This window comes from Streptomyces sp. NPDC038200, from assembly GCF_055600785.1.
Window position 1 is genome coordinate 409,811 of the sequence record NZ_JBVJYH010000004.1, and the last position, 13,691, is coordinate 423,501.

The following is a 13,691-nucleotide window of genomic DNA, read 5'->3' on the forward strand; positions in this document are numbered from 1 at the left end:
GGAGCGACGGCGACAAGGGTGCGCGGGGCTCGTCCGCACGGCCCCCGCGCCCCCTCGGGCCCGCCGCTCCTCCGCATACGGCACAGGCCCCCGGGAGACACTCCCAGGGGCCTGTGCGCGCGCTTCAGAGGCGCCGTGGGGCCGCTCAGCCCTCGGCGTTCTCCTCGGAGGTCTCCGACGCCTCGGCGGCCTCGGTCTCCTCCTCCTCGTCGTCCAGGTCGACGACCTCGCCGTTGGTGTCCTTCACCGTGGCGGCCTCGACCACGACGGCCAGGGCCTTGCCGCGGGCGACCTCGCCGACGAGCAGCGGCACCTGGCCGCCCTCGACGACGGCCTGGGCGAACTGGTCGGGGGACATGCCGGAGGAGGCCGCACGCCGCATGAGGTGCTCGGTGAGCTCCTCCTGGTTGACGTTGAGGTTCTCCTTCTTGACCAGCTCGTCCAGGACGAACTGGGTCTTGATGCCCTTGACCGCGGCCTCGCGGGTCTCGGTCTCGAACTCCTCGGCGGTCTTGCCCTGGATCTCCAGGTACTTGTCGAGGGTGAGGCCCATCTGGCCGAGCTGGTGGTGCTCCAGGTTGTGCTTGCGGGTGTTGACCTCGTCCTCGAGGAGCTTCTCGGGGACGGGGACCTCCACCAGCTCCAGCAGCTTCTCCAGGACGCGCTCCTGGGCCTGCGTGGCCTGGTCGAACTGCTTCATGTTGGCGAGGCGCTTGCGGCTGTCGGCCTTCAGCTCCTCCAGGGTGTCGAACTCGGAGGCGAGCTGCGCGAATTCGTCGTCCAGCTCGGGCAGTTCACGGGCGGCGACCTGAGTGACCTTGACGGTGACCTCGGCCTCCTTGCCCGCGGCGGAGCCGCCCTTCAGCTCGGAGGTGAAGGTGGCGTCCTCGCCGGCGGACTTGCCCTTGACGGCGTCGTCGATGCCGTCCAGCAGCTCACCGGAGCCGATGGTGTAGGAGACACCGCTGGCGATGCCGTCCTCCAGGACCTCGCCGTCGACCTTGGCCTCCAGGTCGATGGTGACGACGTCGCCGTCCTCGGCGGCACGCTCCACCGGGGAGGTGGAGGCGAAGCGCTCGCGGAGCTGCTCGACCGACTTCTCGATGTCCTCGTCGGTCACCTCGACGGCGTCGACCTCGACCTCGATACCGGAGTAGTCCGGGATCTCCAGGGCGGGGCGGACGTCGACCTCGGCGGTGAAGTTCAGCGTCTCGCCGTCCTTCAGCTCCGTGATGTCGACGTCGGGCTGGCCCAGCGGGCTCAGCTCGGCCTCGTTGACCGCCTCGGTGTAGAACTTGGGCAGCGCGTCGTTGACGGCCTCCTCCAGCACCGCACCGCGGCCGAACCGCTGGTCGATCACGCGGGCCGGGATCTTGCCCTTACGGAAGCCCTTCACCGTGACCTGCTGGTTGATCTTCTTGTACGCCGCGTCGAGGCTGTCCTTGAGCTCCTCGAAGGGCACCTCGACAGTGAGCCGAACCCGGGTCGGGTTCAGGGTCTCCACGGCGCTCTTCACGGTTCGGTCTCCTTGTGGCTGACTTCTTGGGTTCTGCCGGAGCCAGACAGGTCCGGCGGATTCGCCGCCCGGAGGAGTACGTAGGCCATGGGGGCCGGGGACACACGGGCGCGCAGCTTGCATAGTAACCGCAGCCGGTCAGCGCCCCAAAAGGCGATCATCACGACGCCGTGAGCCGGTGGTCGGGGTGGCGGGATTTGAACCCACGGCCTTCCGCTCCCAAAGCGGACGCGCTACCAAGCTGCGCCACACCCCGTCTGGTGCGAGACGTAGGGTACATGCCCCGGCCGGTTCCGTCGGCCGCGTTCTCCGGGGGGCTGCGATGCCGGGCGTGGCGCCGCGCCCGGCGGCGTCCGTGGTCGAACTCGTTGGCCTAGGCGGCGGGCGACCCGCTACGATGCCTTCAGTGCCGCGGTCACCGACCTGCGGCGCAGTGTTGCGGGCGTAGCTCAATGGTAGAGCCCTAGTCTTCCAAACTAGCTACGCGGGTTCGATTCCCGTCGCCCGCTCTGTGTGCCGAAGGCCCAGGTGAGAGGTTGGATTCCTCTTCCTGGGCCTTCAGCCGTTCACGGGCCCGTTCAGTCCTCCGTGTCCCCTGCGTGCGTGCTGATAGATCAGCGCCGCACGGGTCGAGCTGTGGCCGAGCCGGGTCATCAGCTCGCGCGTGCCGGCGTTGGTCTCAGGTGCCACGGTGTTGCCCGTGTGCCGAAGATCGTGGAATCGCAGGCCTTTGACGCCGACCTCGGCGCATGCCTTGTGCGACGACCCGTTGAAGTGGTTGCGACGGGGTGTAGCCCGTCGCGCCGACGAAGACTCGGCCGTCAGCACCCGGCTCCGCGAACTGCTTCAGGTGTGAGACGACGACCGGCATGATCGAGGACATCCCGCCCGGCGGCGCCCGCGCTCATGTCTCCGCCCCGCTCGGCACCGCCGGCCGCACGCTCCCGCCCAAAAGGCAGGCACACAGCGCATGAGGCCAGAACACGTCGTGGCTGGGGCGGCCGGCTCCGAGACTTCAGGCAGCCACCATGGGGCGAGCCTCGAAGATCATGGCCCCAACGTCGTGCTCTACCGGGCAGGTCCGCAGACTGCCCGACGCGCCGGAAGCTTACGAGCCCATGATCACTCGTCCCATGGCGGCTCCAGCCCAAAGTCTCGGAGCCAACCTCTCGCCGTTGTCGACCCCCGGAAGCCGCGGGCGGAGGGGGGCAAGACTGGCTGAGAGGTGCAGGCCCGACGGAGATGATCCGCACATGGAGCAGCCAGCACCAGGAGACGGAAAGATCACTAAGGCTCGCGCCAGCAGAGCCCCCGGACGGGTGGTGCGCATCGATTTGGGTGATGGCCGATGCGCCTTCGGAAGGCAGCTCACTGGGGTGTGCGTCGAGTTCTACGACCTCGTCGGCCAGCCTGGAGCGCCTGTCGAGCTCAGCAAGATCGTCGCGGCACCCGTCGCCTTCAAGGTCTGGGTCGTGGATGCGGCATTTCGGCGCCGTAGCGGCTGGGAACTGCTCGACGTAGTGCCCCTGACCCACGAGGAACAGACCGTGGTCCACCCGTTCGGCAGACAAGATCCGCTCAGCGGCGACATCGTCGTTCACCACGTCGATCCGGTCACCGGGGCCAGCAGTGAAACACCCGCGACACTCGAAGAGTGCCAGAAGCTGGAGCGGGCTGCCGTTTGGACCCCCGAGCACATCGAAGATCGGCTACGGGACCATTTTGACGGCCGCCCGAACAAATGGGTGGAATCTCTGCGTTTGAAGCCGTGATGCCAGGGCTCACTCGATTCCCGTCGCCCGCTCCAGATGGTTCAGGGCCAGGTCAGAGGGTTGTTCCTCCGTCTGGCCCTGATTCTTTTCCCGGGTCTTTCCGGGATCCCTTCCCTGCCTGCCGGGCGGTGTCAGGCGGGTCGGACCCGGCGCCGCATCACCCACGCGTGACCCGCCAGCCCGGCCGCGCCGCGCACCATGAAGTCGGTCCACAGGGCTACGTCCTCCGAGCGCAGCGCCACCCGCAGCGCCAGCGCCGTGAGCACTCCCGCGACGACCAGCGCCGCGGCGTAGCCGATCAGGGCGCCGTGCTTCCGGCCCAGCCAGGTCCCCAGCAGCCCGGAGGGGATCTGCACGAAGACGTGGAAGCCCACGCAGGCGAGCAGCAGGGAGGCAAGGATCGCGAACGGGGGGACGTCCGCCGACGGGTCGTTCGCCGGTGCCGCGCCGTAGGCGTCGAGAGCCCAGGCGGGAGGTATCAGGAAGCCGCACAGCAGGATCGCGCCGCTCAGATGCACGGCGCCGAGGTGCGGTCCGAGTCGGCGCGTCCTTCCTCGCCGCGCGTCACGCCGCTCCGGCCGCCGAGCGCTCCCCGTGTCCATCCCCGTGGTCACAGGTCCCTGACGTCCACGCTGTAGACCGCGCGTACGCCGTAGGGGACGTAGAGGGCGTCCCCGGACAGCACGGGAGCCGCCGGGGAGTCGGGGGAGCCGAGGGCGTCGCTGTCGTCGCGGCCGGGGAGCGTGCCGGTGACCCTGCCGGTGCGCAGGTCCAGGGCGGCCAGCCGGCCGGTGGGCGAGGCCAGGTAGAGCCGGGTGGCGGAGGCGGTGGGCGGGCCGGGCTGCTCGACGGTGGAGTTGCTCTGCCACAGCCGCCGCCCGGTCCGCGGGTCGATCGCGTGGACGCTGCCGCTGGCGAGGGTGAAGTAGAGGGTGCCGCGGACGAGGTACACGCCGGACGCGGTCCGCGGGGCGGTCAGCCGTACGGTCGTCAGGACGTGCGAGGAGGCGTCGATCAGGGTCAGGCCGGTCGGCTGCGCCAGCTGCGGGTCGGCGCCGAGCACCAGGTGGCCGCCGGTCTGCCCGAGCAGGTGGAGCGCGCCCTGGGCCGTGACCCGCCAGCGGGGCCTGCCCGTGGCGGGGTCGAGCTGGGCGATCGTGGTGCGCTCGTGGTTCCCCTTGGTGTCGGAGGTGCCGCAGACCAGGTACGCCTGGCCGCCGGCGCCGCTCAGCCGGCAGTCGGGGTCGGGGGCCGTGGGCAGCTTGCGGCGCCAGCGGACGTCGCCCTTGTCGGTGCCGAGCAGGGCGTAGGAGTCGACGCCGTCGCCGAAGGTGGTGATGACGCCGGCCGGGGTGACGACGGCGCCGCCGTAGTCCGGGCCCATGCCGTCCACGTCGTCGGCGGCGATCGTCTGCCAGAGCGGCTTGCCCGTGGCCGGGTCCAGGGCCTGGACGGTGTACCGGGTACGGCTGCTGGGCTCGTCGCCGGTGCTGATGTCGGTGTCGTCCGCGCCGAAGGCGTACACGGCGCCGGGGCCGGTGCCGATGATCACGCCGCCGCCGGTGGTTCTGGTCTCGGCGGGCGTGGGGTCCATGGGCCGGGTCCAGACGTTGCGGCCGTCGGCGAGGGCGAATCGGGCCGCCATGATGCCGTCCCCGGCGCAGAACAGCGACTTCCGTGCGAGGACGCAGTGGGAGAAGGGGCCGCCCTGGCTCATGGCGTCCGGGTCCTCGGCGTGGGGATCGACGGCCCGCCGGTGCCAGCTGTGCCAGCCGGCCGGCAGGACGTGCGGTGTGCCCCCGCCACCGTCGCCCCGGGCGAGGACGGTGGCGGTGGCGGTCACGGCGGCCAGGGCGGCGGTCAGGGCGACGACGGCCGGCCACCGGCGGCGGCGCGGGCGGCCGGGCTCGGGGGCCGGCGGTGCGGGTTCGGGACGCGGGTCGGGCAGCCGGCCGACGCGGAGCAGGTGCAGGAGTTCGTCGGGGCCGGGGCGCGACTTGGGGTGCTTGTCCAGGCAGAGGCGGACGAAGGGGAGCAGGTCGTCGGGGACGCCGTCCAGGTCGGGGGCGCCCTCGACCACGCGGGTCGCCGTCTCCCAGGGGCTCGGGCTGTCGAAGGGGCCGCGCCGGGTGGCGGCGTACACCAGGACCGCGCCGAGGGAGAAGATGTCGGTGGCCGGGCCGACCTCGTGCGGGGAGGCGAACTGCTCCGGGGACATGAAGGGCGGGGTGCCCATCACGCGGCCGGTCTGGGTGAGGGCGTCCATCCCGGCGGCCTCGGCGGCGCGGGAGACGCCGAAGTCGATGACCCGGGGGCCGTCCTCGGCGAGCATGACGTTGGCCGGTTTCAGGTCCCGGTGGACCACTCCGGCGCGGTGGATGTCGCGCAGGGCCTCGGCCAGTCCGGCGGCGAGTCCGCGCAGCCGGTCGGGCGGGAGCGGGCCGTGCCGGCGGACGTGGGTGCCGAGATCCTCGCCGGGGATGTAGAGGGTGGCCATCCAGGGGCGCGGCGCGTCGGCGTCCGCGTCCACCACGGGTGCCGTGAAGGCGCCGCTGACCTGGCGGGCCGCGGCCACCTCGCGGCGGAACCGGATGCGGAACTCGTCGTCGTCGGCGTACTGGCCGTGGACGACCTTGAGGGCGAGCCGGCGGCCGGAGGCGGAGCGGGCGAGGTAGACCACCCCCATGCCGCCGCTGCCGAGGCGGTCCTCGACGCGGTAGCCGCCCACCTCCGCCGGGTCCGCGTCGCGCAGCGCCATTCCCGTACGTCTCCCCGTTCTTTCAGTTGTTCCGCCCGTGCGGCCCCGCCGGCTCCCCCGCCGGTCAGAACCTGATCGAGTTGATGGACTCCGCTATCGAGTTCAGGAAGCGGTTGATCGATGGCGCCATGCCGGTCGAGGCCAGGAAGAAACCGAAGAGGATCGCGACGATGGCCGGACCGGCCTTGATGTTCCCCCCTCGGATCAGCACCACCAGGATGATCGCCAACAGCAGCACCACGGACAGTGAAATGGCCACAACTGATCCCACCCTCGGTCGGTCCGCTCTCCCGGCCCGGAGGTACGGCCCGCGCACCCCCGCCAGAACCATCGTGCCACCAACCCGGCCACGATATGCGGCCCGTGACACAACGTCGGACGGCGGCCCGGGGCGGGCGACGCTCCGCACGGCAATTCGAGCGGGTAACCGCGCGTGACTCGCCGCGGAATTACGCGACTTCGTTTCCGTGTCCACACATCCTGTGCGCAGGTAATTCGAATTGATGACACAGAGACGCCGTATGCCCCAATTAGTCAGGATGAATCGGGACATCAGGGGTGAACGGATGACCCGAGTGTGCGCACCATCACGTGGACAAGGGAGGCACGTTCGGTAAATCTCCGGGTACCCGACAGCGATAACCAGGAATGACTGCGGGAGTTTTACGAAATCCCGCAGACGACGCTAGGGTGCCTGAGATGTTTGACGCCGCCTCGTCCCCCGGCCAGAACCGCAGGCCGCTCCCCCCGGCACAGTCGCCGGTGGACGGAGTGCCCGGCCCGCGTACCCCGATGAGCGCGCAGAAGGGGCAGACCAAGGCGGACAGATCCGGCAGACAACGCGACGCGTTCTTCGACAACGCCAAGTACCTGGCCATCGTGCTCGTCGCGATGGGGCACGCGTGGGAGCCGCTGAAAGGCGACAGCCGGATCCTGGAGGCCGCGTACACCGTCGTCTACAGCTTCCACATGCCGGCGTTCATCATCATCTCCGGCTTCTTCTCCCGCAGTTTCGACATGCGCCCGGACCGGCTGAAGCGGCTGATCACCGGCGTGGTCGTGCCGTACGTGCTGTTCGAGACGGCGTACCCGCTCTTCAAGAACCTCGTCACCGGCTCCCACGAGGAGATCAGCCTCCTCGATCCCTGGTATCTGACCTGGTTCCTGGTCGCCCTCTTCGTGTGGCGGCTCACCACGCCCATCTGGAAGCTGGTGCGCTGGCCGCTGCCGCTGGCCCTCGGGCTGGCGATGCTGGCGAGCGTCACGCCGAACATCGGTGACGACCTCGACCTCCAGCGGGTCCTGCAGTTCCTGCCGTACTTCGTGCTCGGCCTGTGCATGAAGGCCGAGCACTTCCATCTGGTGCGCCGCCGCTCGGTGCGCATCGCCTCGGTGCCGGTGTTCGCGGCGGCGCTGGCGGTCGGCTGGTGGGCGGTGCCGCGCATGAACACCGCGTGGTTCTACCACCGTGACGCGGCGCAGGAACTGGGCACACCCTGGTGGTGCGGCCCGGTGATGACGCTCGCGATGACGGGGTGCTCGCTGCTGCTGACGGCCTGCTTCTTCGCCTGGGTGCCGCGCCGGCAGACGTGGTTCACGGCGCTCGGCGCGGGCACGCTCTACGGCTATCTGCTGCACGGCTTCCTGGTGAAGTTCGGCGACTACCGCGGCTGGTTCGAGCACCCCTCGCTGCACCGCCCGCTGGGCGAGATCGCCGTGACCCTGCTCGCCGCGACCGCCGTCACGGTGCTGTGCACCCGGCCGGTGCAGCGTGTCTTCCGCTTCGCGATGGAGCCGAAGCTGGAATGGGCCTTCAAGCAGGACGCGGCCGAACTGGCCCGCGAACGGCAGAAGCAGCGGGAGAAGGAGAAGGTCAGCGCCTAGCCGACTCCGGCGCCGGCCCGGTGGCCGGCCTTCGGCTCAGGCACCCGATTCGGGCTCAGGCACCGGCCTTCGGCTCAGGCACCCGATTCAGGCTCAGGCACCCGATTCAGGCTCAGGCACCCGATTCGGGCTCAGGCACCGGCTTCGACTCAGGCACCGACTCCGGCCCCGGCACCGGTTCCGGATCCAGACCGAGGAGTGCGCGCATCCGCGTGTACTTCTCGGTCAGTCGTTTCCGGGTGGGCGCGTCCAAGGCCGCGAGGCGCCGCGGATCCGCGTTGTGCGCCAGGTCGGCCTCCTTCACCAGCAACGCGCCCGGCGTGGCGAGGATCCGGCGCGCGTACGCCTCCGGCTCCTCACCCGGCCGCTTGGTGAGGGCGCGCACGACGGCCTTGGTCCGCGCGGTGAGGGCGGCCGTACCCAGCCACTCCTCGCTCAGTGCGGCATCCTCCACGGAGTCGTGCAGCCAGGCCGCCGCGATCTGCTCCGGGTCGCCGCCGCGGGCGCGCACGCCCTCGGCCACGGCCGCGAGATGCTCGCTGTACGGCCGTCCGGCCTTGTCCGTCTGCCCCGCGTGGGCGGCGCGCGCGAGGTTCTCGACCTCGGCGAGGGTGAGGTGGGTCATGGCCCCAGTCTCTCCCCGGCCGCGCCGGCGGGACGACGTTCCGACATCCCCGCCCCGGGAAGTCCTCGCGTCACCCCGAACACCCGTGCTGTAATAGCCGCAGCGGCAGAGCATCCATTACCCATGTCCATTACCCACGTACGTATCGCCCGCTCCGGGAGGGGTCTTGCCTTTCACCACCACTGCCGAAGCCGTACGCGCCTGGGTCCGCGGCTGGACCCTGTCGCGCGGCGCGGCCGAACCGATCGTCCGGCCCTGGGGGTTCACCGTCGACGTCGGTCTGCCCCACGAAGTGGCGCGGCACGTCCTGCCCGCCGCGGACGAGGCGACGGTCCGCGGGATCACCGAGCGCACCCCCGCGCCCGCCGTCTGGCTGAAGACCTTCGTGCCGCCGCAGACGCTGGCGGCCTGGCTGCCGCCCGGCTGGGCCCTCGCCGGCGGGCCTGGCTTCCTGATGTCGGCCCGGACGGCCGCCGGGGCCACCCCGCCCGCCCTGCCCGAGGGCTACCGGCTGACCCGGTGGACCCGGGCCGGGGTCACCCGGGCCGTGGTGCGGACCGCCGACGGTGCCTTCGCCGCCCGTGCCCAGGTCGCCGTCACCGGCCGGACCGCGGTCGTCGACCAGGTGGGGACGGAGCCGGCCCACCAGCGGCGGGGCCTCGGGCGCGTACTGATGCACACCCTGACGGACACGGCCGCGCGCGCGGGCGCGACGGCGGCGGTGCTGGGCGCGACCCCGGAGGGCCGGGGGCTCTACGAGAGCATGGGCTGGCGGGTGCTGGCCCCGCTCACCGCCGCCACCCGGGCTCCGGAGGACGGCGGGGCGTGAGGCAGCACGGCGGGGCGTGAAGCGGACCGGCGGGGCGTGAAGCAGCAAGGCGGGGCGTCAAGCAGACCGGCGGGGCGCGAAGCAGTACGGCAGGGCGCGGCGCGGTCAGCGGGCGCCCGCGGACGCCTCGCGGCAGATCAGCAGCAGGGCCCGGTCGTCGTTGACGTCCCTGGCGACCGCCTCGATGAGATGCCAGGCGGCGCCGTGGAAGCCGCCGGCCACATAGCGGTCGGCCTCGCCGGTGAGGCGGTCGATGCCCTCCACGATGTCGCGGTCGGAGGTTTCCACCAGTCCGTCCGTGAACAGCATCAACACGTCCCCGGGCCGCAGCGAGCCCTTCACGGAGTCGAACTGGGCGCCGTCGTACACACCCAGCAGGGGGCCCTCGGCGGCCTTCTCCTCCCAGCGTCCGCTGCCCGCGCTGAGCTGGAGGCCCGGCGGGTGTCCGGCGGAGTACAGCTCGTAGTCCCCGGAGTCCAGGTCGAGGACCAGGTGGATGGAGGTGGCGAAACCCTCGTCCCAGTCCTGGCGGAGGAGGTAGCCGTTGGCGGCCGTGAGGAAGGCGTGCGGGGGCAGGGAGCCGACGAGGCCGCCGAAGGCGCCGGACAGCAGCAGGGCGCGCGAGCCCGCGTCCATGCCCTTGCCGGAGACGTCGGTGAGCACGACCTCCAGCGTCCGGCCGCCGTTCGTGCGGGCCGCGACGACGAAGTCACCCGAGAAGGACTGGCCGCCCGCCGGGCGCAGCGCCATCTCGTGGTGCCAGCCCTGCGGCAGCTTCGGCAGCTTGCTCTGCACCCGGATGCGCTCGCGCAGGTCGAACAGCATGGTGCCGCCGCGCCGCCAGGGCACCCCGACCCGGCTGCGGAACTGCGCGGTCAGCAGCCCGAAGAAGCCGCACGCGGCGACCACCAGGACCACGCCCGGGGTGACCCGGGAGGGGCCCTCGGTGTACGGGCCGAGCCGCACCGACTCCACGATCAGCGCGGTGGCCGCCGCCGCGTACAGGCCGAGCAGGCTCGCCGGGCGCAGCACCAGGCCGCCGGCGACGATCGGCAGCACGAGGGTGGCCGGGGAGCACCACACCGGGTCGAAGAGCGTCATGGCCGCGAGGACCGGGACGGTCAGCAGCAGTCCGGCGAAGGCGATCCAGTCGGAGCCGTCGCCGCGGAAGTAGTCCACCGCGCTTCTGCGCAGGCCGACCCGGGCCCGGTGCCATTGCATCTTCCACCGGGCCGTGAACCTCTCGGCCTTCGCGCGCCGCTGCCGTCCTGCTGCCATTAGTCCGGGACCCTATCCAGCGGACCGGGTGCTTGGCACGGGAGGTCCCACTTGTCCCCCGCGCGAGGCTCGGCCCCGCCGTTCGCCCGGGGGGTCTCCGGGTGGCTTTCCGGTGCGGTCCGCCGGGGAGAAATTCACTGGCTCGTCCCTCAATGCCCTGATACTCATGGCGTATGGGGACTGATCACGGGACCGAGCTGAAGCTGCTGCGCCCGGAAGAGTTCGACCGGTGGTGGGACCACCTGTACCGCGCCTTCGGCGGCTCGGGCTCCGCCGAGGAACGCGAACTGGACAGAACGGTCACGGAGTTCGACCGCTCGCTGGCCGTGTGGGACGGGGACGCGCTGGTCGGCACCTCCGGGGCGTTCAGCTTCCGGATGTCCGTGCCGGGCGGGGCCGCGGTGCCCACCGCCGGCGTGACCATGGTCAGCGTGTCCGCGACGCACCGGCGGCGCGGGGTGCTGACCTCGATGATGCGACGACTGCTGGACGACGCACGCGCCAAGGGCGAGCCGCTGGCGGCGCTGTTCGCGTCCGAGCCCGCGATCTACGGCCGCTTCGGGTTCGGTGCGGCGACCTTCCAGCTCGGCGCGGAGATCGACACCGGCCGGGTCGTCCTGGACCTGCCCGAGGGCACCGAGGAGGTCCGGGTGCGCTACGCGGCGCCCGCCGACGTGCTGGCGGAGTGCGAGGCGGTGTACGCGGCCCTGGTGCCCGGCCGCCCCGGCATGCTGGCCCGGCAGCCGGGCTGGGAGCGGGCCGCCCTGCTCGACCCGGAGAGCGAGCGGAACGGGGCGTCCCCCCTGCAGTGCGTGGTCGCCGAACGGGACGGCCGCACCGCCGGGTACGCGCGCTTCCGCACCAAGATGGGCTGGGGACCGGGCGGGCACGACGGCACGGTGACCCTGGAGGACCTCGCCGCGCTCGATCCGGTCACCGAGGCGGCGCTGTGGCGTTTCCTGTTCGGCATCGACCTGATGACGACGCTGACGGTGCGGGGGCGGCCGGTCGATGACGCCTGGCAGCACCAGGTCTCCGACATCCGGCGCTGTCAGCTCCGGTCGCGGGACGCCGGATACCTGCGTCCCGTGGAGGTGGGGGCGGCGCTGTCGGCCCGCACCTACCTGACGCCGGTGGATGTCGTGTTCGAGGTCGAGGACGCCTTCTGCCCCTGGAACGCGGGGCGTTGGCGGCTGACGGGCGATGCGAAGGGGGCGTCCTGCGAGCGGACGGCCGACGCGGCCGATCTGGCCCTGTCCGTGCGGGAGCTGGGCGCCGCCTATCTCGGCGGGGTGACGCTGCGGTCGCTGGCGGCGGCCGGGCGGGTGCGGGAGCTGAGGCCGGGGGCGCTGACGGAGGCGTCGGTGGCGTTCGGCTCACCGGTGGCCCCGTGGCTGCCCCACGGCTTCTAGTTCAGCGCCGCTGGCAGCCGGGGCACCAGAAGAGGTTGCGGGCGGCGAGGTCGGCGGTGCGGACCCCGTCGCCGCAGACGTGGCAGGGCAGGCTCGCGCGGCGGTAGACGTACACCTCGCCGCCGTGGTCGTCGACGCGGGGCGGGCGGCCCATCGCCTCCGGGGTGTGCTCGGGGCGGACGGTGTCGATCCGGTTGTTCCGCACGCCTTCCCGCATCAGCGCGACCAGGTCGGCCCAGAGGGCGTCCCACTCGGCCGGGGTGATGTCCCGGCCCGCGCGGTAGGGGTCGATGCCGTGCCGGAAGAGGACCTCGGCGCGGTAGACGTTGCCGACGCCGGCGACGATCTTCTGGTCCATGAGCAGCGCGGCGATGCTCGTACGGCTGCGGGAGATCCGCCGGTACGCGGCGCCGGGGTCGGCGTCCGCGCGCAGCGGGTCGGGGCCGAGCCGCTCGTGGACGGCCTGCTTCTCGGCGGCCGTGATCAGGGCGCAGGTGGTGGGGCCGCGCAGATCGACGTACGCGGTGTCGCCGGCGAGCCGGAGCCGGACGGTGTCCGTGGGCGGGGGCGCGGGGGCGTCGCCGAAGCCGACTTTCCCGAAGAGGCCGAGGTGGATGTGGACCCAGTCGGCGTCCCGGAAGCCCAGGAAGAGGTGCTTGCCGTGGGCTTCGGTGGCGGTCAGCTCGGCGCGGTCCAGGAGGGCGGCGGCATCGGAGAACTTGCCCTGGGGGCTGGTCACGCGGGGGGCCGTGCCCTGGAAACGCTCGGCGTAGTCCTGGGCGAGCCGGTGGATGGTGTGCCCTTCCGGCAAGGCTGCCGTGTCCTTTCCTTCTTCTGCCCCGGCCGTCCGTCTCCTGTCCGGCCGTCCTTTCTTATGCCCCGGCTTCTGTCCGGTCCTGTGCCCGGCTTCTGTCCGGCCGCCCACCCGTCCCGGCCGGCGAAGCGGTGGGGACGGGTGGGCGGGGGGCCGGCTACTGCTGCGGGTGGTGCGCCGGGATCGGCGGAAGGTCGCCCGTGGTCTCGTAGGCGGCGAGCATGTCGATGCGGCGGATATGACGCTCGTCACCGGAGAACGGGGTGTTCAGGAAGATCTCGACGAACTTGGTCGCCTCTTCCGTGCTGTGCATCCGCGCACCCACGGCCACCACGTTGGCGTCGTTGTGCTGCCGGCCGAGCGCCGCCGTCTCCTCGCTCCAGGCCAGCGCCGCGCGCACGCCCTTCACCTTGTTCGCGGCGATCTGCTCACCGTTGCCGGAGCCGCCGATCACGATGCCGAGGGTGCCCGGCTCCGCGGCCGTCCGCTCCGCGGCGCGGAGGCAGAAGGGCGGGTAGTCGTCCTGGGCGTCATAGATGTGCGGCCCGCAGTCGACGGGCTCGTGCCCGGCGGCCTTCAGCCACTCGACGAGGTGGTTCTTGAGTTCGTAGCCCGCATGGTCGGAGCCGAGATACACGCGCATGCAACGAGTGTGACACGCCCCATTGAGGGCAGCAGCCCCAGGGTGTCGGTGTTCGACCGGGGCAGAGAAATGTGAGTCACACCATAGATCCTCAAGGGAACCTCAAGTAACGATCCGGATTCAGAGGTTCCCGAATTCGTTCGCCTCGGATTCACTGGAC

13 protein-coding genes and 2 tRNA genes are annotated in these 13,691 nt (G+C 71.6%); 5 read left to right on the plus strand and 10 right to left on the minus strand.

Annotated elements, in window-relative coordinates; all coding sequences use genetic code 11:
• Positions 1-145 precede the first annotated feature (145 nt).
• Both tig and ACZ7KF_RS11635 read right to left on the minus strand, forming a co-directional pair.
• The gene (gene tig, locus ACZ7KF_RS11630) at positions 146-1,516 is read right to left on the minus strand and encodes a trigger factor (RefSeq protein ID WP_471071879.1); all 1,371 of its coding nucleotides are present in this window, start codon (positions 1,514-1,516) and stop codon (positions 146-148) included.
• A gap of 179 nt (positions 1,517-1,695) precedes the next feature.
• Positions 1,696-1,772, minus strand: a tRNA-Pro gene (locus ACZ7KF_RS11635).
• A gap of 182 nt (positions 1,773-1,954) precedes the next feature.
• On the opposite strand from ACZ7KF_RS11635, the gene ACZ7KF_RS11640 reads away from it, so the two are divergent.
• Positions 1,955-2,025 (plus strand) — tRNA-Gly (locus ACZ7KF_RS11640).
• 49 nt (positions 2,026-2,074) lie between these two features.
• Here the strand turns inward: ACZ7KF_RS11640 and ACZ7KF_RS11645 are convergent.
• The gene (locus ACZ7KF_RS11645) at positions 2,075-2,344 is read right to left on the minus strand and encodes a tyrosine-type recombinase/integrase (protein ID WP_471071882.1); all 270 of its coding nucleotides are present in this window, start codon (positions 2,342-2,344) and stop codon (positions 2,075-2,077) included.
• 425 nt (positions 2,345-2,769) lie between these two features.
• Between ACZ7KF_RS11645 and ACZ7KF_RS11650 the strand changes: the two genes are divergently transcribed.
• Positions 2,770-3,288 (plus strand): Imm26 family immunity protein, encoded by a 519-nt coding sequence (locus tag ACZ7KF_RS11650; protein ID WP_471071885.1) that lies wholly within the window; start codon positions 2,770-2,772, stop codon positions 3,286-3,288.
• A 131-nt stretch (positions 3,289-3,419) separates the two neighbouring features.
• Here the strand turns inward: ACZ7KF_RS11650 and ACZ7KF_RS11655 are convergent, their stop codons facing one another.
• From ACZ7KF_RS11655 to ACZ7KF_RS11665, 3 genes are all read right to left on the minus strand, one after another.
• Positions 3,420-3,806, minus strand: coding sequence for a hypothetical protein (locus ACZ7KF_RS11655; RefSeq protein ID WP_471071888.1), 387 nt, complete (start codon positions 3,804-3,806; stop codon positions 3,420-3,422).
• 92 nt (positions 3,807-3,898) lie between these two features.
• On the minus strand, positions 3,899-6,046 hold the full coding sequence (locus ACZ7KF_RS11660; RefSeq protein ID WP_471071891.1) for a protein kinase domain-containing protein: 2,148 nt from the start codon (positions 6,044-6,046) through the stop codon (positions 3,899-3,901).
• Positions 6,047-6,110: 64 nt separating this feature from the next.
• Positions 6,111-6,305, minus strand: coding sequence for a hypothetical protein (locus tag ACZ7KF_RS11665; protein ID WP_030648672.1), 195 nt, complete (start codon positions 6,303-6,305; stop codon positions 6,111-6,113).
• Between the two features lie 533 nt (positions 6,306-6,838).
• Here ACZ7KF_RS11665 and ACZ7KF_RS11670 point away from each other — a divergent pair.
• Positions 6,839-7,930, plus strand: a complete 1,092-nt coding sequence (locus ACZ7KF_RS11670; RefSeq protein WP_471071894.1) for an acyltransferase family protein — start codon at positions 6,839-6,841, stop codon at positions 7,928-7,930.
• A gap of 112 nt (positions 7,931-8,042) precedes the next feature.
• Here ACZ7KF_RS11670 and ACZ7KF_RS11675 read toward each other — a convergent pair whose 3' ends face one another.
• The gene (locus ACZ7KF_RS11675) at positions 8,043-8,555 is read right to left on the minus strand and encodes an HD domain-containing protein (RefSeq protein ID WP_471071897.1); all 513 of its coding nucleotides are present in this window, start codon (positions 8,553-8,555) and stop codon (positions 8,043-8,045) included.
• 166 nt (positions 8,556-8,721) lie between these two features.
• Between ACZ7KF_RS11675 and ACZ7KF_RS11680 the strand changes: the two genes are divergently transcribed.
• Complete coding sequence (locus ACZ7KF_RS11680) at positions 8,722-9,384, plus strand: GNAT family N-acetyltransferase (protein WP_471071900.1); 663 nt, start codon at positions 8,722-8,724, stop codon at positions 9,382-9,384.
• Between the two features lie 105 nt (positions 9,385-9,489).
• Here ACZ7KF_RS11680 and ACZ7KF_RS11685 read toward each other — a convergent pair whose 3' ends face one another.
• The gene (locus ACZ7KF_RS11685) at positions 9,490-10,662 is read right to left on the minus strand and encodes a SpoIIE family protein phosphatase (protein WP_471071903.1); all 1,173 of its coding nucleotides are present in this window, start codon (positions 10,660-10,662) and stop codon (positions 9,490-9,492) included.
• Between the two features lie 173 nt (positions 10,663-10,835).
• Between ACZ7KF_RS11685 and ACZ7KF_RS11690 the strand changes: the two genes are divergently transcribed.
• Positions 10,836-12,074 (plus strand): GNAT family N-acetyltransferase, encoded by a 1,239-nt coding sequence (locus ACZ7KF_RS11690; protein ID WP_471071906.1) that lies wholly within the window; start codon positions 10,836-10,838, stop codon positions 12,072-12,074.
• A gap of 1 nt (position 12,075) precedes the next feature.
• On the opposite strand, the gene ACZ7KF_RS11695 is transcribed toward ACZ7KF_RS11690, so the two are convergent.
• Positions 12,076-12,885, minus strand: coding sequence for an Fpg/Nei family DNA glycosylase (locus ACZ7KF_RS11695; protein WP_471071909.1), 810 nt, complete (start codon positions 12,883-12,885; stop codon positions 12,076-12,078).
• 160 nt (positions 12,886-13,045) lie between these two features.
• Positions 13,046-13,531, minus strand: a complete 486-nt coding sequence (locus ACZ7KF_RS11700) for a ribose-5-phosphate isomerase (RefSeq protein WP_471071912.1) — start codon at positions 13,529-13,531, stop codon at positions 13,046-13,048.
• Positions 13,532-13,691 lie beyond the last annotated feature (160 nt).